Annotated in this window: 21 protein-coding genes and 3 tRNA genes; 12 read left to right on the top strand and 12 right to left on the bottom strand. The window is 71.1% G+C overall.

The features are described from left to right. The first annotated feature begins 158 nt into the window (after positions 1–158). From K4B79_RS43630 to K4B79_RS43620, 3 genes are all read left to right on the top strand, one after another. Positions 159–2030: a hypothetical protein gene (locus tag K4B79_RS43630; RefSeq protein WP_232033027.1), complete on the top strand. Its 1872-nt coding sequence runs from the start codon at positions 159–161 to the stop codon at positions 2028–2030. Positions 2031–2285: 255 nt separating this feature from the next. Next, positions 2286–3776, top strand: coding sequence for a N,N-dimethylformamidase beta subunit family domain-containing protein (locus tag K4B79_RS43625; protein WP_232033001.1), 1491 nt, complete (start codon positions 2286–2288; stop codon positions 3774–3776). 82 nt (positions 3777–3858) lie between these two features. Then, positions 3859–4758: a phosphoribosylaminoimidazolesuccinocarboxamide synthase gene (locus K4B79_RS43620; protein WP_232033000.1), complete on the top strand. Its 900-nt coding sequence runs from the start codon at positions 3859–3861 to the stop codon at positions 4756–4758. Between the two features lie 47 nt (positions 4759–4805). Here the strand turns inward: K4B79_RS43620 and K4B79_RS43615 are convergent. The 8 genes from K4B79_RS43615 to K4B79_RS43580 all read right to left on the bottom strand — a co-directional run bounded on the left by K4B79_RS43615 (position 4806) and on the right by K4B79_RS43580 (position 9445). Beyond that, a tRNA-Gly gene (locus K4B79_RS43615) sits at positions 4806–4878 on the bottom strand. 23 nt (positions 4879–4901) lie between these two features. Beyond that, a complete protein-coding gene (locus K4B79_RS43610; protein ID WP_232032999.1) occupies positions 4902–5510 on the bottom strand; it encodes a response regulator transcription factor in 609 nt (202 codons plus the stop codon). After that, positions 5507–6700 carry a sensor histidine kinase gene (locus K4B79_RS43605; RefSeq protein ID WP_445276267.1) on the bottom strand — a complete coding sequence of 398 codons (1194 nt, stop codon included), beginning with the start codon at positions 6698–6700 and terminating at the stop codon, positions 5507–5509. Before K4B79_RS43605 ends, K4B79_RS43610 begins: the two co-directional genes overlap by 4 nt. Positions 6701–6858: 158 nt before the next feature. Beyond that, positions 6859–7641: an ABC transporter permease gene (locus K4B79_RS43600; protein ID WP_232032997.1), complete on the bottom strand. Its 783-nt coding sequence runs from the start codon at positions 7639–7641 to the stop codon at positions 6859–6861. Continuing rightward, on the bottom strand, positions 7638–8603 hold the full coding sequence (locus tag K4B79_RS43595; protein WP_232032996.1) for an ABC transporter ATP-binding protein: 966 nt from the start codon (positions 8601–8603) through the stop codon (positions 7638–7640). The genes K4B79_RS43600 and K4B79_RS43595 overlap by 4 nt, the downstream gene beginning before the upstream one ends. Positions 8604–8741: 138 nt before the next feature. Continuing rightward, a tRNA-Gly gene (locus K4B79_RS43590) sits at positions 8742–8814 on the bottom strand. Positions 8815–8894: 80 nt separating this feature from the next. Next, a tRNA-Gly gene (locus K4B79_RS43585) sits at positions 8895–8966 on the bottom strand. 161 nt (positions 8967–9127) lie between these two features. After that, positions 9128–9445, bottom strand: coding sequence for a histone-like nucleoid-structuring protein Lsr2 (locus K4B79_RS43580; protein ID WP_232032995.1), 318 nt, complete (start codon positions 9443–9445; stop codon positions 9128–9130). Between the two features lie 278 nt (positions 9446–9723). Between K4B79_RS43580 and purS the strand changes: the two genes are divergently transcribed. From purS to K4B79_RS43560, 4 genes are all read left to right on the top strand, one after another. Continuing rightward, positions 9724–9987 (top strand): phosphoribosylformylglycinamidine synthase subunit PurS, encoded by a 264-nt coding sequence (purS, locus tag K4B79_RS43575; RefSeq protein ID WP_067445574.1) that lies wholly within the window; start codon positions 9724–9726, stop codon positions 9985–9987. Then, positions 9984–10664, top strand: a complete 681-nt coding sequence (gene purQ, locus K4B79_RS43570) for a phosphoribosylformylglycinamidine synthase subunit PurQ (RefSeq protein ID WP_232032994.1) — start codon at positions 9984–9986, stop codon at positions 10662–10664. The genes purS and purQ overlap by 4 nt, the downstream gene beginning before the upstream one ends. Continuing rightward, entirely contained in the window at positions 10661–12919 is a 2259-nt protein-coding gene (gene purL, locus K4B79_RS43565) for a phosphoribosylformylglycinamidine synthase subunit PurL (protein WP_232032993.1), read from the top strand. Before purQ ends, purL begins: the two co-directional genes overlap by 4 nt. Positions 12920–13094: 175 nt before the next feature. Further along, entirely contained in the window at positions 13095–13571 is a 477-nt protein-coding gene (locus K4B79_RS43560) for a hypothetical protein (protein WP_232032992.1), read from the top strand. A 27-nt stretch (positions 13572–13598) separates the two neighbouring features. Here the strand turns inward: K4B79_RS43560 and K4B79_RS43555 are convergent, their stop codons facing one another. Both K4B79_RS43555 and K4B79_RS43550 read right to left on the bottom strand, forming a co-directional pair. Then, positions 13599–14972, bottom strand: coding sequence for a protein kinase domain-containing protein (locus K4B79_RS43555; protein WP_232032991.1), 1374 nt, complete (start codon positions 14970–14972; stop codon positions 13599–13601). Beyond that, positions 14969–15697, bottom strand: a complete 729-nt coding sequence (locus tag K4B79_RS43550; protein WP_232032990.1) for an FHA domain-containing protein — start codon at positions 15695–15697, stop codon at positions 14969–14971. Before K4B79_RS43550 ends, K4B79_RS43555 begins: the two co-directional genes overlap by 4 nt. A 127-nt stretch (positions 15698–15824) precedes the next feature. Between K4B79_RS43550 and K4B79_RS43545 the strand changes: the two genes are divergently transcribed. The 4 genes from K4B79_RS43545 (at position 15825) to purM (ending at position 19852) form a co-directional block, all read left to right on the top strand. After that, positions 15825–16622, top strand: a complete 798-nt coding sequence (locus K4B79_RS43545; RefSeq protein ID WP_232032989.1) for a maleylpyruvate isomerase family mycothiol-dependent enzyme — start codon at positions 15825–15827, stop codon at positions 16620–16622. A gap of 36 nt (positions 16623–16658) precedes the next feature. Next, entirely contained in the window at positions 16659–17123 is a 465-nt protein-coding gene (locus tag K4B79_RS43540) for an META domain-containing protein (RefSeq protein ID WP_232032988.1), read from the top strand. A 72-nt stretch (positions 17124–17195) separates the two neighbouring features. Then, positions 17196–18722, top strand: a complete 1527-nt coding sequence (gene purF, locus K4B79_RS43535) for an amidophosphoribosyltransferase (protein WP_232032987.1) — start codon at positions 17196–17198, stop codon at positions 18720–18722. Between the two features lie 62 nt (positions 18723–18784). Next, entirely contained in the window at positions 18785–19852 is a 1068-nt protein-coding gene (purM, locus tag K4B79_RS43530; RefSeq protein WP_232032986.1) for a phosphoribosylformylglycinamidine cyclo-ligase, read from the top strand. A gap of 161 nt (positions 19853–20013) precedes the next feature. On the opposite strand, the gene K4B79_RS43525 is transcribed toward purM, so the two are convergent. Both K4B79_RS43525 and K4B79_RS43520 read right to left on the bottom strand, forming a co-directional pair. Further along, positions 20014–20268, bottom strand: coding sequence for a DUF3073 domain-containing protein (locus tag K4B79_RS43525; RefSeq protein WP_164434362.1), 255 nt, complete (start codon positions 20266–20268; stop codon positions 20014–20016). Between the two features lie 293 nt (positions 20269–20561). After that, a complete protein-coding gene (locus K4B79_RS43520) occupies positions 20562–21671 on the bottom strand; it encodes a Leu/Phe/Val dehydrogenase (protein ID WP_232032985.1) in 1110 nt (369 codons plus the stop codon). Positions 21672–21893: 222 nt separating this feature from the next. Here K4B79_RS43520 and K4B79_RS43515 point away from each other — a divergent pair, with 222 nt between their 5' ends. After that, on the top strand, positions 21894–22736 hold the full coding sequence (locus tag K4B79_RS43515) for a hypothetical protein (protein ID WP_232032984.1): 843 nt from the start codon (positions 21894–21896) through the stop codon (positions 22734–22736). Positions 22737–23261: the final 525 nt, after the last annotated feature.

Below are 23261 nucleotides of genomic sequence, written 5' to 3'. Positions count from 1 at the left end.
GGCCCGGGCCCCAACTAGGGTGCGGCGCAAGCGGTCCGGCACTTGGCCCACCGGCATTGCGATGTCAGTGGTCGGTGCCACAGTGGGGGAGTGAGCAACGCCAGAAGTGCCAGGCCGTCGGGACAGCAGGGAGGGGGCGGGACCAGGCCGTGACCGGTATGGGTGTGGAAGCGGGCGCGCAGGCCGCGCGGCACCGAGCCCTCGCCGTGCTGCGCATCCGCAGCCGTGCGCTGGCGGTGGCGCTGCTGCCCGCGGCCGTCGCCGTGGTGCTGCTGGCGGGCGGCTCCACCGGCCATCTCGTGGGCCCGGGCTGGGACGCCTCCCGCTGGGCCGTGTCCGCGCTCGCCGTACTGGTCCTGCTCGCCGCCGGCGGCATCGCGCTGGTCGTCTCCCGCGCCCGCCCGGCCGTCAGCCCGACGGTGGCGATCGCCGAGGAGTCGGCCCCGGACCTGTACCGGATGGTGCGCGACCTCGCCGACCGCCTCGACGTGCCGGCCCCGTCCGCGATAGCGCTCACCCCGGACTGCGACAGCTGGCTGGAGGACCGCACCCACCCGTCCCACGGCCCGCCCCGCGCGGAGGACCGGGACGAGATAGCGGGCGCCCGGCCCCCGCACCGCCGTGCGGCGGCCCGTACCGACACCGCCCCCGTGCTCGTCATCGGCTCCCCGTTCCTGTGGTGGATGCGCGTCGGCGAACTGCGCGCGGTCCTCGCCCCGGTCGTCGCCGGTACGGGACCCTCGGCGCAACCCGACATAGCCGCGGCCCGCCGCTTCGTCCGGGGCCTGGACGCGGCGGTGGCCGTGGCCTCGGCCCCCGGCCGGAACCCGGTCTTCCGCACGGTGCTCGCGGGCGTCGGCTGGGTCGCCCGTCTGCTGCTGCGCAGCTGCCGGGGCCATGCCGCCGAGATGGAGCGCGGGGTCGCCGCCGCGGCCGCCGAGCGTGCACAGGCTGTGGACTACGGCCTGCGGATCGTCGCCCAGGAACAGGTGGGCCTGGCCTACGCCGGCTGGGACCGCCTGCTGACCAAGGTCGCGCTGCCCGCCTGGCGCATGGGCCGCTGGCCCTCCCGGCTGGACGCGGGCGTCGTCGCCGCCCTGACCGAGCTGTCCCGCCGGGACCGCCTGGCCGAGGGCTTCGCCTCCCGACTCGGCGAGCGCCCCGCCTGCGACCTGCTCGAAGAGCCCGGCGCGGTGGACGAGGCGGCCTCGCTGCTCGCCGCCCGCCTCTTCCACGGCGGCCCGGCCGAGACCGGACCGGACTGGTCCCCGGTGGGCTGGCAGGAGTATCCGGACGAGGTCGTGGACCGCAAGTGGCGCACCGACGCGGCCCGCCTCCACCGGGTCCTCGACACCCTCGGCGTCCGCCGTTCCCCCGACCCCGCGTCCCCGGACCCGGACGGCCCCACCCTCTCCCGGGTCATCGACCACCTCACCGACCCCGACCCGCGCCCCGGCCTCCGACAGACCGAGCCCCGGCCGTACGACCCCGAACAACCCCGGCCGTACGACGGCGAGCAGCCCCCCACCGACCACCCCTCCGACGGCACCCGCCCCCTCGAAGGCGAAGACCACCCGGGAGAGGACCCCCCGGAGGAAGCCCCCGGCACCGAGCGCTCCACCGCCCTCGCCGCCCGCCTCACCGCCGAGATCGCCCGCGAGGACGCCGCGGCCACCCCGCAGGGCAGCACCCCCGCCTCCGCCCCGCCCGCCCCGGGACAGGGCAGCCCCGACACCGCCCTGTGGGACGACGGCATGCTCCCGCTCTTCCCGCTGCAACCGCCCCGCACCGGCCGCGAACTGCTCGCCGACCACGTCACCGCGATGGTGTGCTGCGCCGCGATCGACACCGCCGGCGCGGCCCCGGGCCTCGACTGGCTGGACGGCCCCTCCCTCCTCGTCAACGGCGAACGGGCGGCCGACCTGGCCCCCCGCGTCCTCAGCCTCGTCGAGGACGGCGACCCGGGCCCCCTGAGAGCCTGGCTGATCGCGTCCGGCATACGCCCGGAGAAGCCGGTACGGCTCGTCTGACGGATCCACGACACCGCCCCACCAGCCCGCCACACCAGTTCGCGCCTCCAGTCCGCCCCTCCGGGACCGGAACCCCTGCTTCCACTTTCGGCCAATTCGCAACGAATAGTGACAGCGTGAGTGCGTAATGTGATGTGCTGGGACCGATCGCGCACATGGCAAGGGCTTACGACATACGACAAGCACACAAGCCACAAGCCTTCAGACAGCGCCACGCACACCGCACACACGGGGGCACGAGGGAGGGCAGCCACCATGGGGTCGGAGCAGATCCACCGCTGGGAGTCGGGAGCGCTCGCGCACGCCGTGACGGACCCCTTCGGCCAGGGCCCCGTCCCCTGGCTCCGCGGCAACGTCACGTACTTCGACGACGGCCAGGTCGTCCCCTGGTACATGGACGGTCAGGCACATCCCCCCACCGACACCTCCCGCGTCCCGTCCCCCCGCCCGGCCGCCGGAGGCCCCCGCTCCGCCGACGACGTGCACCGCCAGATCAAGGGCTTCGCCTCCACCGGCGCGGCCGCCCCGGGCGAGGCGATCGACTTCCACGTCACCGTCGACCCGCCCCAGGAGTTCGGCGTCGACATCTACCGCATCGGCCACTACGGCGGTGACGGCGCCGCGAAGATCACCACCAGCCCCCGTCTGTCCGGCATCGTGCAGCCCTCGCCGCTCACCGCCGACCGTACGGTCTCCTGCCACCACTGGTGGCTGTCCTGGCGGCTCCAGATCCCGTCGTACTGGAGCATCGGCGCGTATGTCGCCGTCCTCACCACGGCCGACGGCTACCGCTCGCACATCCCGTTCACCGTCCGCGACGACCACCCCGCGGACCTGCTCCTGCTCCTGCCCGACATCACCTGGCAGGCCTACAACCTCTACCCGGAGGACGGCCGCACCGGCGCCAGCCTCTACCACGCCTGGGACGAGGACGGCCGCCTCCTCGGCGAGTCCGACGCCGCGACCACGGTCTCCTTCGACCGCCCGTACGCGGGCGCGGGCCTGCCCCTCCATGTGGGCCACGCCTACGACTTCATCCGCTTCGCCGAGCGCTACGGCTACGACCTCGCCTACGCCGACGCCCGCGACCTGCACGCGGGCCACATCGACCCCACCCGGTACCGCGGCCTGGTCTTCCCGGGCCACGACGAGTACTGGTCGGCCACCATGCGCGGCACCGTGGAGCGCGCCCGCGACCAGGGCACCTCCCTGGTCTTCCTCTCGGCCAACACCATGTACTGGCAGGTCGAGTTGGGCCCCGCCCCCTCCGGCGTCCCCGACCGCCTGCTGACCTGCCGGAAGCGCAGGGGCCCGGGCAAGCCCGTCCTCTGGCGCGAGATCGACCGCCCCGAGCAGCAGCTGATCGGCATCCAGTACGCGGGCCGCGTCCCCGACCCCCACCCCTTAGTGGTCCGCAACGCGGAGCACTGGCTCTGGGAGGCGACCGGCGCGCACGAGGGCGACGAGATCGAGGGCCTGGTCGCGGGTGAGGCCGACCGCTACTTCCCGCGCACCCCGCTGCCCGAGCACGACGAGCGCATCCTGCTCGCCCACTCCCCGTACACCGACACCGAGGGCGCCCTCCGCCACCAGGAGACGTCCCTCTACCGCGCCCCCTCCGGAGCCCTGGTCTTCGCGTCCGGGACCTTCGCCTGGTCCCCGGCACTGGACCGCCCGGGCCACGTCGACGCACGCGTCCAGCGCGCCACCGCCAACCTCCTGGACCGCATCTGCAAGCGTGACTGAGCTCACCCAGCGCACCCCAAGTCCAAGGTCAGCGGCCCGTACGGGACAATCGAGCCATTGGACAGAGCCACGGGGAGGAACCGTGTCCGGATTCGTAGAAAAGCCCGAGCCGATTCAGGTTCCGGGCCTGGTGCATCTCCACACCGGCAAGGTGCGCGAGCTGTACCAGAACGAGGCGGGCGACCTCGTGATGGTCGCCAGCGACCGCATTTCCGCTTACGACTGGGTGCTGCCGACCGAGATCCCCGACAAGGGCCGGATTCTCACCCAGCTCTCCCTGTGGTGGTTCGACCAGATCGCCGATCTGATCCCCAACCACGTCCTGAGCACCGAGGTGCCGGCCGGCGCCCCCGCCGAGTGGGCGGGCCGCACCATGGTCTGCAAGTCGCTCCAGATGGTCCCGGTGGAGGCCGTGGCCCGCGGCTACCTCACCGGTTCCGGCCTGGTCGAGTACGACGAGTCCCGCACGGTCTGCGGCCTCGCCCTGCCCGAAGGCCTCGTCGACGGCTCGGAGTTGCCCGCCCCGATCTTCACCCCGGCCACCAAGGCCGCGGTCGGCGAGCACGACGAGAACGTCTCCTACGAGGAAGTGGCCCGCCAGGTCGGCGCGGACACCGCCGCCCAGCTGCGTCAGGCCACCCTCGCCGTCTACAGCCGCGGCCGGGACATCGCCCGGGACCGAGGGATCATCCTCGCGGACACCAAGTTCGAGTTCGGCTTCGAGGGCGAGACCCTCGTCATCGCGGACGAGGTCCTCACCCCGGACTCCTCCCGCTTCTGGCCGGCCGACCAGTGGGAGCCGGGCCGCGCGCAGCCGTCGTACGACAAGCAGTTCGTCCGCGACTGGCTGACCTCGGCGGAGTCCGGCTGGGACCGCAAGAGCGAGCAGCCCCCGCCGCCGCTGCCGCAGCAAGCCGTGGACGCGACCCGCGCCAAGTACGTCGAGGCGTACGAGCGGCTGACGGGCACGAGCTGGTCGTAGAACACGAAGAAGCCCCCCGGAGAACCGGGGGGCTTCTTGCTGAAGAGAGCGGACGACGAGGTTCGAACTCGCGACCTCAACCTTGGCAAGGTTGCGCTCTACCAACTGAGCTACGTCCGCAGTGCGCCGTGGCGCGAGAGCAACTATACCCAACCTCGCTCGCGGGCGAGACGCACAGCCGCGTGACGGTTCTCCGCCCCGAGCTTCGACACGACCGACGACAGGTAGTTCCGCACGGTCCCCTGGGACAGCGCGGCCCGCTCGGCGATCTCCGCGACGGGCGCTCCGTCGGCCGCGAGCTCCAGGACCTCGGCCTCGCGGGCGGTCAGCGGTGAGTCACCGGCGGAGATCGCGTCGGCGGCCAACTCGGGGTCGACGTAGCGGTTTCCGGCGTGGATCGTGCGGATGATCTCCGCGAGCCGCTGCGCGCTGACGGTCTTCGGCACGAAGCCGCGCACCCCCGCCTCCAGCGCCCGCTTCAGATGACCGGGCCGCCCGTGACTGGTCACGATCAGCACCCGGCAGCCGGGCAGCGTGGCCCGCAGCGATGTGGCGACCTTCACACCGTCCGCGCCGGGCATCTGGAGATCGAGTACGGCGACATCGGGCTCGTGCGCCCGCGCCATGGCCAGCGCCTCCGGCCCCGTGGCCGCCTCGGCGACGATCACGAGATCGTCCTCCAACGCGAGCAGCGCGGCCAGCGCCCCCCGGATCAGATGCTCGTCATCGGCAAGCAGCACCCGCACACTCACGCGATCACCTCCCCGCCCACCAACGGCACCTTCGCCACCAACCGGAACACACCGTCACGGACCGGCCCCGCCTCCAGCGCCCCGTCCACCGCGGCCAACCGCTCCCGCAGCCCCGCGAGCCCCGAACCGGAACCGCCAGAGCCCGAGGCCCCCGAAGCACCCACGACGCCCCCACTCACCCCATCGTTCTCCACCGTCAACACCACCCGCCCCTCCGCCACCCGCACGGCGACCACACACCGCTCGGCGTCCCCGTGCCGCAGCACGTTGGTGGTCGCCTCCCGGACCACCCACCCGAGTGCCGACTGCACCTCGGCGGGCAGCCCGGCCGCCTCGCCGGTGACCTCGCAGCGAATCCCGGCGGCCGTCAACACGCCCTGCGCACCGGCGAGTTCGACGTCGAGGTCGGCCTCCCGGTACCCCCGTACGACATCGCGCACCTCGCGCTGGGACTCCTGCGCGATCCGCTGCACCTCGGTCATCTGGTCCACGGCCTCCTCGCGCCCGCGCCGCGCCAACCGGACGGCCAGCTCGCTCTTCAGCGCGATCACGGCGAGGTTGCGCCCGATGACGTCGTGCAGGTCCCGCCCGAACCGGAGCCGTTCCTCGGCGACGGCGAGCCGGGCGCGGGTCTCACGGCCCGCGTCGAGTTCGTACACGACGTCGAGGAGCCAGACGGAGAAGACGGACGTGAAGGCGAGGAATCCGCCACCGACCAGGACCCCCACTCCGACGAACAGCGCGCCGCGAACGGAGCCGCCCAGGGGGAACCCGCCGGCCACGGCACCCGCCGCGTAACCGCTCACGAGGGCGAAGATCCGCCGGCGTCGGCGGACCCCCAGCGCGCCGATGCCGGCCGCGAAGACCAGCACACCGGCGAAGACCGTCCCCGTCGCACCCTGGACGTCGTCGCTGTCCGGACCGCGCTCGGCGATCGCGATCGCCGCGACGGTGACGGCGAGCGTGACCGCGCCCAGCCCCCACAGCAGCGCCACCGGCTGCTCACGCCGCCCGCGCGTCCAGTCCAGCGCCCGTGACGCGGTCACCGCGCAGACCACGGCGTGCGCGCACACCAGGAGCAGCAGCCAGGCCGCGAGCCCGCCCCCCACCTGCCCCCAGGCCGCCAGCCCGATCCCGGCGATCTCGGCCACCGCGAAGAAGTGGAACGACCACCGCGTGTACGTCTCCACCTTCCCCGGCGTGCTCTTGCGCCCCCACCAGCCACCCGGCGCCCCGCTCAACACCGCCCCCAGCGCCTCACTCCTCGCCGCACCCGGCACCCCGCCGAACACCCCACCCGACGCCCCACTCCTCGCCCCACCCATCAGCCCGCCCGACCCCCGTGCGTTCAGCGCCTCGGCTCCCACCGGAACCACCGCCGTACAGCAAACACGGCGAGCACGGTCCAGGCCAGCGCCGTCAGCACGGGCCCGATCGACGCGGACACCGACAGCTCACCGCTCCAGCCGCCCCGCAGCAGGGTGATCACCGGGGTCAGCGGCAGCAGTTCGAGCACGGTCGCCACCCGGTCGGGCATGAGTTCCAGCGGTACGGCCAGCCCGGAGCCCGCCATCGAGACCAGCATCAGCGGCATCCCGGTGACCTGCGCGCTCTCCACGGTCCGGGTGAAGCTCGCCGTCAGGGCGGCCAGCGCCGCGCACATCACGAGCCCCAACGCCAGCCCCAGGACCGCGAGATGGGGCGCCTCGGGAGCGGGCACGTCGAGCAGGACGGCACAGCCCACCGCCAGCAGCAGCGACTGCACGAGCCCGGTCCCGACGGACGGCAGCGCCGACCCGGCCAGGATCTCCCGGTCCCGCAGCTCACCGGTCCGCAGCCGCTTCAGGACGAGTTCCTCGCGCCGCCCGACGAAGACGCCGATCAGCGCCGAGTACACCGCGACCAGCAGCGAGAACCCGATGGCGCCCGGCAGCAGGACCAGGCCGACGTTCAGTCCGGCCCCGCTCAGGTCCATGTCCTTGACCACCGTCCGCGCGCTGAACGGCAGCACCAACGGCACGAACACGGCCGCGACGATCATTCCCTTGCTGCGCCCGAACAGCGTCAGCTCGGCCCGCGCGAGGGCGGCCACGCGCCCGGCCGGGGTGGTGGTGAGAGCCGTCCCGCTCATGCCGCGTACTCCTTCACATCCGCGGCGCTCCCGGCGGCCGCCTGCCGGGCGATCCCGAGGAACGCCTCCTCCAGCGAGGCGGACCGCACGTCCAGCCGCCCCAGTTCGACCCCGGCCTGCTCGGCCCACCCCAGCAGCCCGGTGGCCGTCCGCTGCAACTCCCGCGTCCGCAGCCGTACGAGCCTGCCCTCGACCTCGTGTCCGAGGACCCCGAGCCGTCCGAGCGGCGGCAGGTCTCCGACGAAGTAGCCCTCGGGCAGCTCGAAGGAGATCCGGGACGGCTGGGCGGCGGTCACCTCGGCCGGGGTGCCGGTGGCCGCGATGAGCCCCCGGTGCAGGATCGCCAGCCGGTCGGCGAGATCCTCGGCCTCTTCCAGGTAGTGGGTGGTCAGCAGCACGGTCGTACCGCCGTCGCTCAGCTCGCGCACCAGGTCCCAGGTCTCCCGGCGCCCCTCGGCGTCCAGGCCGGTGGTCGGCTCGTCCAGGAACAGCACCTCGGGCCTCCCGAGCAGCGCCAGCGCCAGGTCGAGGCGCCGCCGCTCGCCGCCGGACAGCTGCTTGACCCGTACGCCGGCCCGGTGCTCCAGTCCGACCAGGCCCAGTGCCTGAAGCGGCGGGCGCGCCCCGCTCACGCAGCCCGCCCACATCCGCGCGGTCTCCGCGACGGTCAGCTCGGAGGGGAAGCCGCCCTCCTGGAGCATCACCCCGGTCCGGGGCCGTACGGCGGCCCGCTCGGTGTGGGGATCGCGCCCGAAGATCCGCACGCGTCCGGCGGTCGGCGGCGCGAGCCCTTCCAGCAGTTCGACGGTGGAGGTCTTGCCGGCGCCGTTGGTGCCCAGCAGCGCGAAGACCTCGCCGCGGCGTACGGAGAAGGAGATGCCGCGCACCGCCTCGAACCCGCCCCCGTACACACGTCGCAGGTCGGTGACCTCAATCACGTGTTCGTGTCCGTTGGTGTTCATGTCTTCAGCGTTCCGGCGATCCGGGGCCGGCGGCAGTGCGCGCTGTCATCACCGGACATGACAAATGTCAGAGGCCCTGTGCAGGGCCTCCGGGCGCACGAAAAGACCCCGGTCCGAGGGACCGGGGTCTGATTCCCGAGCGGACGACGAGGCTCGAACTCGCGACCTCAACCTTGGCAAGGTTGCGCTCTACCAACTGAGCTACGTCCGCATTGCATCCGACCGGCTCTCACCGATCGGCGCGAACATCATCCTACCTGATCCACAAGAGTGGTCGGACCGGCGATGCAGAGCGGGTGACAGGAATTGCACACTGCGCCTTCCCCCTGGAAGGGGGATGTTCTACTACTGAACTACACCCGCATGTACTCCGTGGGCTGGGCTTTTCCGTCCCCGCCCCTCGGCGTGCTCCAGACTCTAGCTGACCAGGTGGGGTGCAACGCAAGTCGGTTGTCCCGAGGGGCGGCTGACCTGTCGTCGGCCGGGGATCGGGCCGCGGACCGGCCCAGGGATCCGGCCGGCGGTCACCGTGCCTCGGCGAACGCCTCGTAGACCTTCTTCGGGATCCGTCCGCGCGCCGGGACGTCCATCTTGTTGGCCTGCGCCCAGGCCCGCACGGCGGCCGGGTCGGGAGCGACCTCCGTCTGCTGGTACGCCTTGCCCGAGCGAGAGCGCTTGCGGCCGGCCTCCACGTACGGTGCGAGCGCCTTACGCAGTTCCTTGGCATTCGCTTGGTTAAGGTCGATCTCGTACGACTTGCCGTCGAGTCCGAAGGCGATCGTTTCCGCCGCTTCCGAGCCGTCGATGTCGTCAAAGAGGGTGACCACGACCTTCTGCGCCACGAATATCGGTCCCTTCGTACGGCACGCTGACAATTCATTTGTACCGTGTCCGACAATGCATTCCAAAGCTCGACTAAATCCTCCCGCGTGTCCGAGCGCAATAGGTTTCGGGTATCGATCTCAGATCTTTCCCCGAACTTTTCGCGGTCGGCCGCCTCGTCATCGGATCGTGACAGCCATCACGTAGATTCCTACAAGTCGACGCGCGTAGAAATTTTGTGCAGGTAGTCTGAAACCACTGCAGGAACCTGCTCAGCACCACACCACCGGGAGTGCACGTGGCACGCGTCGTAGTCGACGTCATGCTCAAGCCGGAGATCCTCGACCCCCAGGGCCAGGCGGTGCAGCGCGCACTGCCGCGGCTGGGTTTCGAGGGGATCTCGGACGTACGTCAGGGAAAGCGATTCGAACTGGAAGTTGACGGCCCGGTTGACGAGGCCGCGCTCGCCCGCATCCACGATCTTGCGGAATCCTTCCTCGCCAACACCGTGATCGAGAACTTCACCGTCCGGGTCGAGGAAGTCGCGGAGGCCGTGAAGTGACCGCTCGTATTGGCGTCGTCACTTTCCCGGGCAGCCTGGACGACCGGGACACCCAGCGCGCGATCCGCCTCGCGGGCGCCGAACCGGTCGCCCTCTGGCACAAGGACAAGGACCTCCACCAGGTGGACGCGGTCGTCCTGCCCGGCGGTTTCTCCTACGGCGACTATCTGCGGGCCGGCGCCATCTCCCGCTTCTCGCCGGTGATGGAGACGGTCATCGAGCAGGCGAAGGCCGGGCTCCCGGTCCTCGGTATCTGCAACGGCTTCCAGGTCCTCACGGAGGCCCACCTCCTCCCGGGCGGGATGCTCGGCAACGACCACCTGCACTTCATCTGCCGCGACCAGAAGCTGCGGGTGGAGAACACCTCCAGTGCGTGGACGGTCGACTACAGCGCGGGCCAGGAGATCCACATCCCGCTGAAGAACATGGACGGCCGGTACGTCGCCGACGAGTACACGCTGGACAAGCTGGAGGCCGAGGGGCGGGTCGCGTTCCGTTACGTGGACTTCAACCCCAACGGCTCGCTCCGCGACATCGCCGGCATCACCAACGAGGCCGGGAACGTCGTAGGCCTCATGCCGCACCCGGAGCACGCCGTCGAGCCGCTCGTCGGCACCGGCCGCACCGACGGCCTCCCCTTCTTCACCTCGATCCTCAAGAAGCTGGTCAACGCATGAGCCGGACGCCTCTGGACACGGTCGAGCACGCGACCGCGACCCCCGACGTCGAGCTGCCCTGGGCCGAACTGGGCCTGAAGAAGGACGAGTACGAGCGGGTGGTGGAGATCCTCGGCCGCCGCCCGACCGGCGCCGAGCTCGCCATGTACTCGGTCATGTGGTCCGAGCACTGCTCCTACAAGTCCTCCAAGGTGCACCTGCGCCAGTTCGGCGAGAAGGCCCCCCGGTCGGACGCCCTCCTCGTCGGCATCGGCGAGAACGCGGGCGTGGTCGACGTCGGCCAGGGCTACGCGGTCACCTTCAAGGTCGAGTCCCACAACCACCCGTCGTACGTCGAGCCCTACCAGGGCGCCGCGACCGGTGTCGGCGGCATCGTCCGCGACATCATCGCGATGGGCGCGCGGCCGGTGGCCGTGGTCGACCCGCTGCGGTTCGGTGCGGCTGACCACCCCGACACCAAGCGCGTCCTTCCGGGCGTCGTCGCCGGCATCGGCGGCTACGGCAACTGCCTGGGCCTGCCGAACATCGGCGGCGAGGTCGTCTTCGACGCCTGCTACCAGGGCAACCCGCTGGTCAACGCCGGTGCCATCGGCGTGATGCGGCACGAGGACATCCACCTGGCGAAGGCGTCCGGCGCGGGCAACAAGGTCATCCTGTACGGTGCCCGCACGGGCGGCGACGGCATCGGCGGCGCGTCGATCCTGGCGAGCGAGACCTTCGACGACGCGAAACCCTCCAAGCGCCCGGCCGTCCAGGTCGGCGACCCCTTCCAGGAGAAGCTCCTCATCGAGTGCACCCTGGAGGCGTTCCAGGAGAAGCTGGTCGTCGGCATCCAGGACCTCGGTGCGGCCGGTCTGTCCTGCGCCACCTCCGAGCTGGCCTCGAACGGCTCCGGCGGCATGCGCGTCACCCTGGACGACGTACCGCTGCGCGACTCCACGCTCTCGCCCGAGGAGATCCTCATGAGCGAGTCGCAGGAGCGTATGTGCGCGGTCGTGGAGCCGGAGAAGGTCGACCGCTTCCTGGAGATCTGCGACAAGTGGGACGTCATCGCGACCGTCATCGGTGAGGTCACCGACGGCGACCGGCTGGAGATCTTCTGGCACGGCGGCAAGATCGTGGACGTCGACCCGCGCACGGTCGCGCACGACGGCCCGGTCTACGAGCGCCCGTACGCCCGCCCGTCCTGGCAGGACGCCCTCCAGGCGGACGACGCGAACAAGCTGCCGCGTCCCCAGAGCTCCGGCGAGCTCAAGGACCAGGTCCTGAAGCTGGTCGCCTCCCCGAACCAGGCCTCCAAGAAGTGGATCACCTCGCAGTACGACCACTTCGTGCAGGGCAACACGGTCCTCGCCCAGCCCGAGGACTCGGGCATGATCCGCATCGACGAGGAGACCGGCCTCGGCGTCGCCATCGCCACCGACGGCAACGGCCGGTACGCCAAGCTGGACCCGTACCACGGCGCCCAGCTGGCCCTGGCGGAGGCGTACCGCAATGTCGCCACCACCGGCGCCAAGCCCCTCGCGGTGTCCGACTGCCTGAACTTCGGCTCGCCCGAGGACCCGGCGGTGATGTGGCAGTTCGCGGAGGCCGTGCGCGGTCTGGCGGACGCCTGCCTGCAGCTCGGCACCCCGGTGACCGGCGGCAATGTCTCCCTGTACAACCAGACGGGCGAGGCGGCGATCCACCCGACGCCCGTCGTGGCCGTGCTGGGCGTCATCGACGACGTCGCCCGCCGCACCCCGGTCGCCTTCCAGGAGGAGGGCCAGCTGCTGTACCTCCTCGGTGACACCCGCGAGGAGTTCGGCGGTTCGGCCTGGTCGCAGGTGGTCCACGACCACCTCGGCGGCCTGCCCCCGAAGGTGGACCTGGAGCGCGAACGCCTACTGGCCGAGATCCTGATCTCCGCCTCCCGCGACGGCATGATCGACTCCGCGCACGACCTCTCCGACGGCGGCCTGATCCAGGCGGTCGTGGAGTCCGCCCTGCTGGGCGGCAAGGGCGCGCGCCTGATCGTCCCGGACGGCCTGGACGCCTTCACCCTCCTCTTCTCCGAGTCGGCCGGCCGCGCCGTCGTGGCCGTCCCGCGCTCCGAGGAACTCCGCTTCAACGACATGTGCGGCGCCCGGGGCCTCCCGGCCACCCGCATCGGTGTCGTCGACGGTGACACGGTCGAGCTCCAGGGCGAGTTCACCCTCCCCCTGGAGGAGCTCCGCAAGGCCCACGAGGAGACGATCCCGGCGCTGCTGGCGTAAACGCCTGTGCCGTACGGCGATGAAGGCCCCGACCGCTTGGGCGGCCGGGGCCTTCGGCGTCCTCCCACCTCTGACCCTTGCTCCTGCGAGGTACCGCTCCTCGTGATCCCCCGAGAAGCTGACTGCCGTACGGAGCAAGGCAGTTGAGCAGGTCAACCGAGCCAGGGAGAGGGACATGACCGGTAGGACATCGACCCGCAGAACCGCCGCGGCCACCACCGCCGCACTCATGATGGGGGCGGCGCTGATCACGGGAGCGTCGGCGGCCCCGGCGGGCGCGGCGACGGCAGCTGTCGCCTGCAGCAGCCTCACGATCCTGAGCGACCCGGGCGTGGTCCCCGGCCCCCAGACGGCGAAGACGGCCACGGGCAGCACGGGCACCGCGCAGGTCCGCTACGGCACCTACAACGGCAAGCAGTACGGCTGGGCGCGGACGACCGACTACAACTACACCGACCTGTACATCAAGTTCGAGGTCGACACCAACGGGGACCGCGAGTCCGACTGCTCCTACTACCGGGCGGTCACGAGCCGGACGTACACCACGGCGAAGGCCACGCACTCGTCGAGCGACGTCGCCTTCCGGGCCTGCCTGCTGTTCAACAGCGGCTTCGACTGCGACGCGGCCGCCACCAAGACCGGTTGGTGGTAGGAAGCGGTGCCCGCCCCGGTCGTACGCCTAACAGGCCTTGGCCCAGGTGTGCGACCGGGGCTTCGTCCCGGCCGGCAGGTTTGCTCGGGTGCCGTTCTCCACGCAGCCCAGACGGGCGCGCAGGGAGGGCTCGGAGAAGTAGACGACGTCGACGTACGTCTCGCCGGCGGCTGTTCCGAAGCCGTTGTTGAACACGGATCCGGCGCTGTCCGCGGCGGCCCAGGAGCAGGACTGCGCGCCGTCCTGCCAGTTGGTGTCGTCGTGCGTCCAGGCGCACATCCGGCCCCGGCCGTCCGGTTCGGTGAAGAAGCACACGTCGCCCTGGAGACACCGGGCGTAGCCGGCCGGTTCGGCGGCACCCGCTTCGACCGGTCCCCGGTCGTCGGGCCAGGCGAGCAGCCCGAGGGCGAGAGCACCGAGGACGGCGGCGGCCGGCGCGACCGACAGGAACCGCCGGCGCGGGGCGGCACGGTGGGGGAGTGCCGCCTCGCGTGCGGCCTCGACGACCCGGGGCAGCAGGGACTCGGCGTCGTGGGCGGCGCGTTCGGCGTGGGTGCGGGCCAGGCAGTCGGCCACGACCGGCCGCCACGCGGCGGGCAGCCGTGGCGAAAGGCGCAGGTCCTCGGCGCGCCGCGCGTAGCGCACGGCAGCCTCCTTGCGGGCGGCGACCGTCGCGCCGGGCAGCGGGTGGGTGCCCGCGAGGACGAGGTGGGCGAGGACTCCGAAGGCCCAGATGTCGGCGGTGGGCCGGGTCCGGGTACCGCGTTCGCCGTGCGTGGGCCGCAGCAGCTCGGGCGGTGAGTGGTCCGGGGTGGCGAAGGGCGGGGCGTAGGCGTGGGTGCCCTCCAGTTCGGCGGCCGTGCTGAAGTCGGCGAGCCGGGCGGTGCCGTCCGCCATGAGCAGGACGTTGGCGGGCTTGAGGTCGCCGTGCACCCAGCCGGCCCGGTGCAGCTGGACGAGCCCCTCGCAGACCTGGGCGAGGAGGGCCGGGCCGGCCTCGCGGGCGGCTTCCGGGCGCTCGGCCAGCAGGTCCTCCAGTGACCGCTCGGCGCGTTCGAGGACCAGGACGGTGGCGCCGTCGAGGTCGGGGTGGTCGGGGTCGTCGACGGTGAGGACGTCGTACATCCGGATCAGCCGGGGCTCGCGCACCCTCCGCAGCAGTGCCGTCTCGCGCTCCGCCAGGTCCCGCAGATGCCGCAGCTGGCGCGGGGTACGGGTGCCGGTCGGCAGGAACTTCAGGGCGGCCCGCGACGGCGTGCCGTCGTCCCCGCCGGTCTCCCGGGTCGCCGCGCACACCGTGCCGAACGCGCCCGAGCCCACCGTCGCGCCGACGGTCCAGGGGCCGACCCGGTACCCCTCGGGGACGGTCAGGGTGTGCGGCGGTCGCGTGCCGGACGTCATCGCAGCACCTCTCCGGCCAGCAGGTGCAGGTCGTCCTCGCGTACGAGGTCGAAGCGCAGCGCCAGCGACACCAAGGTCTCCTTCTTGCCGTGCCGGCGGGGCGCGCAGGCCTCGCTCGGCCGCAGGCGCAGCTTCTCGGCGAGGTAGTCGACGTTCCACTGCACGGATCCGCGGTTGGCCTCCGGCCACACCCCGCGCAGCCGCTCGACCAGCTGTTCGGCGGTCGGCAGCGGGGCGTACGGCTCTCCCCGCAGCCGGGGTTCGCACAGCGCGGCGAGCACCAGGAAGTAGCGGGCGCCACGGTCGAGCGGGAACGCCGACGCGGTCGGGGCTCCCACCCGGCCGGGGCGGTCGCGGTCGAGGTAGTCGTGACCGGGTGCCCAGACGTCGAAGGCCACCAGGTCGTGGGTCGCGGGCAGGACGACGCGGGCGAACTCGAACGACACGGGCGCGCCCAGCCGCCCCGGCGCGATCTTGATGTGCTCACCGGCCCCCTCCGGGTTCTCGACCACATAGGTCCGGTCGCGGCTGAGGTTGCTGAGGGACCAGAACGTCGGGTGCGCGGTGATCTCCCCGGCGACCCGTGAGACCCCTTCGTGTGCGATCACCATGCCGCCGCGCGGCACGGCCCGCCCGAAGGCCAGGGAGTCCCCCGGCAGGAGACGGATCTGCTCCTCGGGGCCGGTTCTGCCGTCGTGCGGCGGTACGACGATGACGGTGTCCACGCAGGACCTCCCCCTGTAGTCCGGCCCATGGGCACTCATCAAGGTAAGGACCCCGCCCGCCCCACGCACACCTCTGCGCCGCACTGGCGTGTCCACCCGCCTGCTCTCCGGCAACTAGGATCCCGCCATGCCTCCGGCCAAGAAGCGCGCCCGTACCTATGACCCCATGAAGATCCGCGCCGCGGTCCTCACCCAGTTCGGACATGTCCGGGAGGCCGTCCGGACCCTCACCCCCGAGCAACTCGCCGCCCCCACACGCCTGGGGCAGTGGACCGTACGCGACCTGGCCGCCCACGTGACGATGGCCGTCGAGACGGTCAGCCGGAACCTGGCGCGGGAGGAACCGGCGAAGGCGGAACTCACGCTGCTCCAGTGGCCGTTCGCCACCGCCGTGCGGGCCGGGGACATCGCGGAGGGCACGAAGGAGCTGGCGGAGGCTGATCCCGATTTGGACGCCCTGTACACCCGTACCGCGGAACGCTTCGCGGAGGCCGTGGCCACCGCGCCCGACACCCGCGTCCTGGCAGCCCGCACCGGTGCCATGACCCTCGCCGACTACCTGGTGACCCGTACCGTCGAGCTCGTGGTCCACACCGACGACCTCAACGCGGCCGTCCCGGGCCTCGACATCCCCCAGGACCGGCAGGCCCTCGCCGCCGCCACCCGCCTCCTCGCCGACGCGCTCGCCGCGAAGGCGCCCGGCGGTTCGACCGAGGTGCGGATCCCGCCGTACGCCGTGGTGCAGTGCGTGGAGGGACCCCGGCACACCCGGGGCACCCCGCCCAACGTCGTCGAGACCGACCCGCTGACCTGGATCCGGCTCGCGACCGGACGGGTGGCGTGGAAGGACGCGGTCGACGAGGCGAAGGTCAGCGCGAGCGGGGAGCGGGCGGACCTCGGTGGGCTGCTGCCGTTGCTGGCGTAAGGGGAACCGGTCGTCCCGGGTGACCGTCGAATCGACATGTACAGGCAGAAGCAGCGACTGATGATCACGGCGACCGCCCTGGCGATCCTGCCGCTCGCCGCGGCCTGCGGCAACGAGAGGGCGGGACAGGAGCCCGGCAGCGGCACGGTCCGCGCCGAGCCACCGGTCACCGGCACCCGCTGGAACATCGCCACCGTCACGGCGGACGGCACGACCCACAAGACCAAGGGGGACGCGCAGATCGCCATCGACCCCAAGACCGGCAAACTCGGCGGCCGGCTCGGCTGCAACCACGTCAACGCCACCGCGACCGTCCGCGACGGACATATCACCCTGGGCGCCCCGGCCACCACCCGAATGATGTGCGAAGCCTCACTCATGGACACCGAACGCGCCCTGCTGAAGCTCTTCGACGGCAAGATCAGTTACCGGATCGATCAGAACACCCTCACGCTGACCAGCGCAAACGGCACGAGCATGCGCGCATCCGCGGCCGAGTGATCCACTTCCGTCACAGGTAGGGGACCATTCCCCAATTCGGACCAGTGGTCGATCTCGCCTACACTCGGAGCCGTGCCACGTGGTGACGGACGACTCAACCACGACCTGCTCCCCGGAGAGAAGGGCCCCCAGGACGCCTGCGGCGTCTTCGGTGTCTGGGCTCCGGGCGAAGAGGTCGCCAAGCTCACGTACTTCGGGCTCTACGCCCTCCAGCATCGGGGCCAGGAATCCGCGGGTATCGCGGTCAGCAACGGCTCCCAGATCCTCGTCTTCAAGGACATGGGCCTCGTTTCCCAGGTCTTCGACGAGACCTCGCTCGGTTCGCTCCAGGGTCACATCGCGGTCGGACACGCCCGCTACTCGACCACCGGCGCCTCCGTGTGGGAGAACGCCCAGCCCACCTTCCGTGCCACCGCGCACGGCTCCATCGCCCTCGGCCACAACGGCAACCTGGTCAACACGGCCCAGCTCGCCGAGATGGTCGCCGACCTGCCCAAGCAGGAGGGCCGTACCCCGCGCGTCGCGGCCACCAACGACACCGACCTGCTCACCGCGCTCCTCGCGGCCCAGGTCGACGAGGACGGCAAGCCCCTGACCATCGAGGAGGCGGCCCACACCGTCCTCCCGAAGGTGCGCGGCGCGTTCTCGCTCGTCTTCATGGACGAGCACACCCTGTACGCCGCCCGCGACCCGCAGGGCATCCGCCCGCTGGTCCTCGGCCGCCTGGAGCGCGGCTGGGTGGTCGCCTCCGAGTCCGCCGCCCTCGACATCTGCGGTGCCGCCTACGTCCGCGAGATCGAGCCGGGCGAGTTCATCGCCATCGACGAGAACGGCCTGCGCACCTCCCGATTCGCGGAAGCGAAGCCCAAGGGCTGTGTGTTCGAGTACGTCTACCTCGCCCGCCCGGACACCGACATCGCCGGCCGGAACGTCTACCTCTCCCGCGTGGAGATGGGCCGCAAGCTCGCGAAGGAAGCCCCGGTCGACGCCGACCTGGTGATAGCGACCCCGGAATCCGGCACCCCGGCCGCCATCGGCTACGCGGAGGCCTCCGGCATCCCCTTCGGTGCGGGCCTGGTGAAGAACGCCTACGTCGGGCGGACCTTCATCCAGCCGTCACAGACCATCCGCCAGCTGGGCATCCGACTCAAGCTGAACCCCCTCAAGGAAGTCATCAAGGGCAAGCGCCTGGTCGTCGTCGACGACTCGATCGTGCGCGGCAACACCCAGCGCGCCCTGGTCCGCATGCTCCGCGAGGCGGGCGCCGCCGAGGTCCACATCCGGATCTCCTCGCCGCCCGTGAAGTGGCCCTGCTTCTTCGGCATAGATTTCGCGACCCGCGCCGAGCTCATCGCCAACGGCATGACCATCGACGAGATCGGCACCTCCCTGGGCGCCGACTCCCTGGCGTACATCTCCATCGACGGCATGATCGAGGCGACCACCATCGCCAAGCCGAACCTGTGCCGGGCCTGCTTCGACGGGGAGTACCCGATGGAGCTGCCCGACCCCGAGCTGCTCGGCAAGCAGCTTCTGGAGACCGAGCTGGCGGCCGGTCCGGCGGCCACGGCCGCCTCCGACGCGATCCGCCGCCCGTAAGACGGCCCGTGCTGTGCTCTGTCACACAGCGCCTGCCGTACGAAACGAAAGTTCTCACCGTCATGTCTGAGACCACTGGTGCCAGCTACGCAGCCGCGGGCGTCGACATCGAGGCGGGCGACCGCGCCGTCGAGCTGATGAAGGAGTGGGTGAAGAAGACGCGGCGCCCCGAGGTCCTCGGCGGCCTCGGCGGCTTCGCCGGCCTCTTCGACGCCTCCGCCCTCAAGCACTACGAGCGTCCGCTGCTCGCCTCCGCCACGGACGGCGTGGGCACCAAGGTCGACATCGCGCGCCAACTCGGCGTCTACGACACCATCGGCCACGACCTGGTCGCGATGGTCATGGACGACATCGTGGTGTGCGGTGCCGAGCCGCTGTTCATGACCGACTACATCTGCGTCGGCAAGGTCCACCCCGAGCGGGTCGCCGCCATCGTCAAGGGCATCGCCGAGGGCTGTGTGCTCGCCGGCTGCGCCCTGGTGGGCGGCGAGACGGCCGAACACCCCGGTCTGCTCGGCCCGGACGACTTCGACGTCGCCGGCGCCGGTACGGGCGTGGTCGAGGCGGACCGGCTGCTCGGCGCGGATCGTATCCGTACGGGTGACGCGGTCATCGCCATGGCGGCCTCGGGGCTTCACTCGAACGGGTACTCGCTCGTACGGCACGTCCTGCTGAACGAGGCGGGTCTCGCCCTGGACGCCCGGATCGAGGAGCTCGGCCGCACCCTCGGCGAGGAGCTCCTGGAGCCCACCAAGATCTACTCGCTGGACTGCCTGGCCCTGATCCGCACCACCGACGTGCACGCGTTCTCGCACGTCACGGGTGGCGGTCTGGCCGCCAACCTGGCCCGCGTCATCCCCGACACCCTGCACGCGGTCGTCGACCGCTCCACCTGGACCCCGGATCCGATCTTCGACCTCGTCGGGAAGACCGGTCGGGTCGAGGGCCTGGAGCTGGAGAAGACCCTCAACATGGGCGTCGGCATGATCGCGATCGTGCCCGAGGAATCGGCGGACGTGGCCCTGGCCACCCTGGCCGACCGCGGGGTCGAGGCATGGGTCGCGGGCGAGATCACCGAGCGCGGCGACCACACGACGGGTGCCGAACTGGTCGGCACGTACGCGAAGTAGTCACCCAAGCAGTCGCGTCGCCTGAGCTGCCCGTGGGCCGGCTCAGGCCGCGGGCCGCTGCTCGACCGGCAGCTGTTCGCCAGTCCGCTGTTCGACAGGCAGCGCAAAACCCGGTCCGGTGGTGTGGACCACTCCGGACCGGGTCAAGCACAGCTAATGCGTCAAGCGCCGCGGCGGTGTTGGGACGTGGGACCGGACTCGTCGTCCTCGTCCTCATCGTCGTTGTAGAGATCCGCGTACTGGGCGTACGGGTCATCTTCCTCGTCGTCGTCCTCGAACGGCTCGCCATTCGGCGGCTGACTCGAAGTCGAAGCGCCCAGCTCATTGGCCAGACGCGACAGGTCAGTCCCGCCGCTGCTGTACTTCAGCTGGCGGGCGACCTTCGTCTGCTTGGCCTTTGCCCGGCCGCGCCCCATGGCTCGACCCCCTCGGATACGGGGCTCGGTGGCCCCAGAGTCTTGACACGCGTTCATGATCTGGAACGGACTCTCCATGGAGAGACCGGTCCGTAGGGCTTCCACGGTACCTGAGCCCACGCCCATACGGTACGTCGCCCGCAGGACGCGCCTGGCCCCAGAACCCTCGGGGAGCCCTTTCCCCGCTGGTCAACCGCGATTTTAACCACTTCTTGGCAGCCGACCCGCCGACGAACGTGAGAGTTCTCTCTAAGTGTGCGCCGACGGGTACCGGCCAAACCCGGGAAGGGGCCTCAGTGCGTCCTGCGCCCCTCGGCCGTCCGCCCCTCCGCCATCCGCTGCTCGGCGATCCGGTCGGCCGCGGCGGCCGGCGGAATCCCGTCCGTCTTCGCACGTGCGAATATGGCGAGCGTGGTGTCGTAGATCTTCGCCGCCTTGGCCCTGCACCGCTCGAAGTCGAACCCGTGCAACTCGTCGGCGACCTGGATGACACCGCCGGCGTTCACCACGTAGTCCGGCGCGTAGAGGATCCCGCGGTCGGCGAGGTCCTTCTCGACACCGGGGTGTTCGAGCTGGTTGTTGGCGGCCCCGCAGACGATGCTCGCGGTCAGCGCCGGCACGGAGTCGTCGTTCAGGGCCCCGCCGAGCGCGCAGGGGGCGTAGATGTCCAGCCCCTCGACCCGGATCAGCGCCTCGGTGTCGGCGACCACGCCGATGCCGGGGTGCCGGTCGGCGATCCGCCGCACGGCTTCCTCCCGTACGTCGGTGATCACGACCCGGGCGCCCTCCTCCAGGAGGTGCTCCACGAGGTGGTGGCCGACCTTGCCGACCCCCGCGACGCCGACCGTACGGCCGCGCAGCGAGGCGTCGCCCCACAGGTGCCGCGCGGAGGCCCGCATGCCCTGGTAGACGCCGAAGGCGGTCAGTACGGAGGAGTCGCCCGCGCCGCCGTTCTCCGGGGAGCGTCCGGTCGTCCAGCGGCACTCACGTGCGACGACGTCCATGTCGGCGACGTACGTGCCTACGTCGCACGCGGTGACGTAGCGCCCGCCGAGCGAGGCCACGAACCGGCCGTAGGCCAGCAGCAGTTCCTCGGTCTTGTCGCGCTCCGGATCGCCGATGATCACGGCCTTGCCGCCGCCGTGGTCGAGACCGGCCATGGCGTTCTTGTACGACATCCCGCGCGCGAGGTTCAGCGCGTCGGCGACGGCCTCCCGCTCGCTCGCGTACGGGTAGAAACGCGTACCGCCGAGCGCGGGGCCCAGAGCGGTGGAGTGGAGGGCGATGACGGCCTTGAGGCCGCTCTTGCGGTCCTGGCAGAGCACGACTTGCTCATGGCCACCCTGATCGGAGTGGAACAGGGCGTGCAGTACATCAGCAGGTGCGCCGGTTACATCGGTCACTGTGGTGACTCCTGAGTACATTGCGGCGGGTGGAGATCAGCTCCCGTGTGGGTGGCGGGGGCTGTGAGGATGAGATTAGGGCCTGGGAGGCCCGCCATCCGTGCAGTGCTCAGGATCACCTACGACCGGAGTACGTCCGTGCGACGATTTGCATAGTTTTCCCGCTCGTTCGTGTGCGGGTTCCGCAGGTTTTCCTGGCGGCGGGAGGGGGAGGGAGCAGGCGTGCCCAAGGTGTCCTCGGTGATCGTTCCGTACACGACCTATCTGCGCGTGTACGAGCCGCTGGCCGCCTTCCCGGAGCCCGAGCGCGGCCACTGGGAGCGCTACGCCCGGCGCCCCGACCGTCCCTCGTACCAGGACGAACTGCGCCGCTCCCTGGCCGACCTGCTGCCCACCCCGCCGGTCCCGGTGCCGGTGCACGAGAGCGGCGACGCGTTCGTGCTCGACGTGGACGGCGTCGTCTGCGTCTGCCCGTGGCGCACCCGGCTGCGCGGCTGGCAGGCCCTGGACGAACTCGCCGAGGAGCTCCCGCCGCCCGTCCTGGACGCCGTGCTGCCCCCCGTCGTACGACGTCAGGCGGCCCAGGACTACGAACGCTGGCTGGCCCGCAACCCGGACGCCCGGCCCTGGATCCGTACGGCGACCTGGCAGGTGCCGCTGAACTGGTTCGTGCTCGTCGGCGCCGAGGAGCGGCGGTTCGACAAGGGCTCCGCCGACACCCCGCCCGCGCTGCGCTACCGCACCCCGATGGTGCAGGCCCGGCGGCGCGTGGCACGGGCCCTGAGGACCCTGAAGGAAGCGGTCGACGAGGGGCCGCTCATCGACGGCCTGATCGACGTGGGGCGCTGGCTGGAGGAGTTCCACCCGCGCTCCCTGGTGGAGCTCGACTACGGCGGACTGGTGCACGTGCTGCCGGTCGGCGAGCTGGAGGACGACCACTCGGCCGCGGACGTGGCCGAGGGCATCGAGGCGCTCCGGCACGGCGACGGGGTCACGGCGGGCGAGGCGTACGGGCGGCTCGTGGAGCGCTGGCGGTCGGTGCGGGACCGGCGTTCGGCGAACTGAGTCAAGTGGCCGGAACCGGCCATTGGCCGACCCAAGTAACGAACTGACGTTTGACCTGACGCCCGTTTTGGGGTTTCGTCCTCGCTCTGAGGTACGTGAAGTTCCTGAGATTTCCCCAACAAGGGACGTAGGTCCCGATCCGGGCGTTCGTCTCAAGTGTGGGTCAAGCGTGATGGACCGCACGTACGAGGCTCTTGCGTCCCTTGCCCCTCCTCATGCCAAAATAGGACAAGGATCCCGGGGGAGGTTCCGTCTTTGGGGGGTCTGATGACTCCTGATCGCTCTGTGACTGATCGTCACAGTGGCGTGACTGTCCGCTATGGCATGGTCCATCGGCTTCCGTCGCCGATGAACGTCTGGGGGGCAAATCCATAGGTTTGGCCGACGCGGCTGGACAGATGGTGTAGTTGTAGTGCCGAGGACAAGCCGTTCGTCCTATAACCGACTCGACTCGCGTCCGCCATTTCGGGCAACGCGGGTCAAGGTGCAGAATTTAGAGGAAAGAACCGAGAAGGTTCGGTTCTC

Source organism: Streptomyces lincolnensis (genome assembly GCF_021173675.1).
Lineage (GTDB): Bacteria > Actinomycetota > Actinomycetes > Streptomycetales > Streptomycetaceae > Streptomyces > Streptomyces lincolnensis_B.
This window is presented reverse-complemented; position numbering and strand designations above follow the sequence as displayed.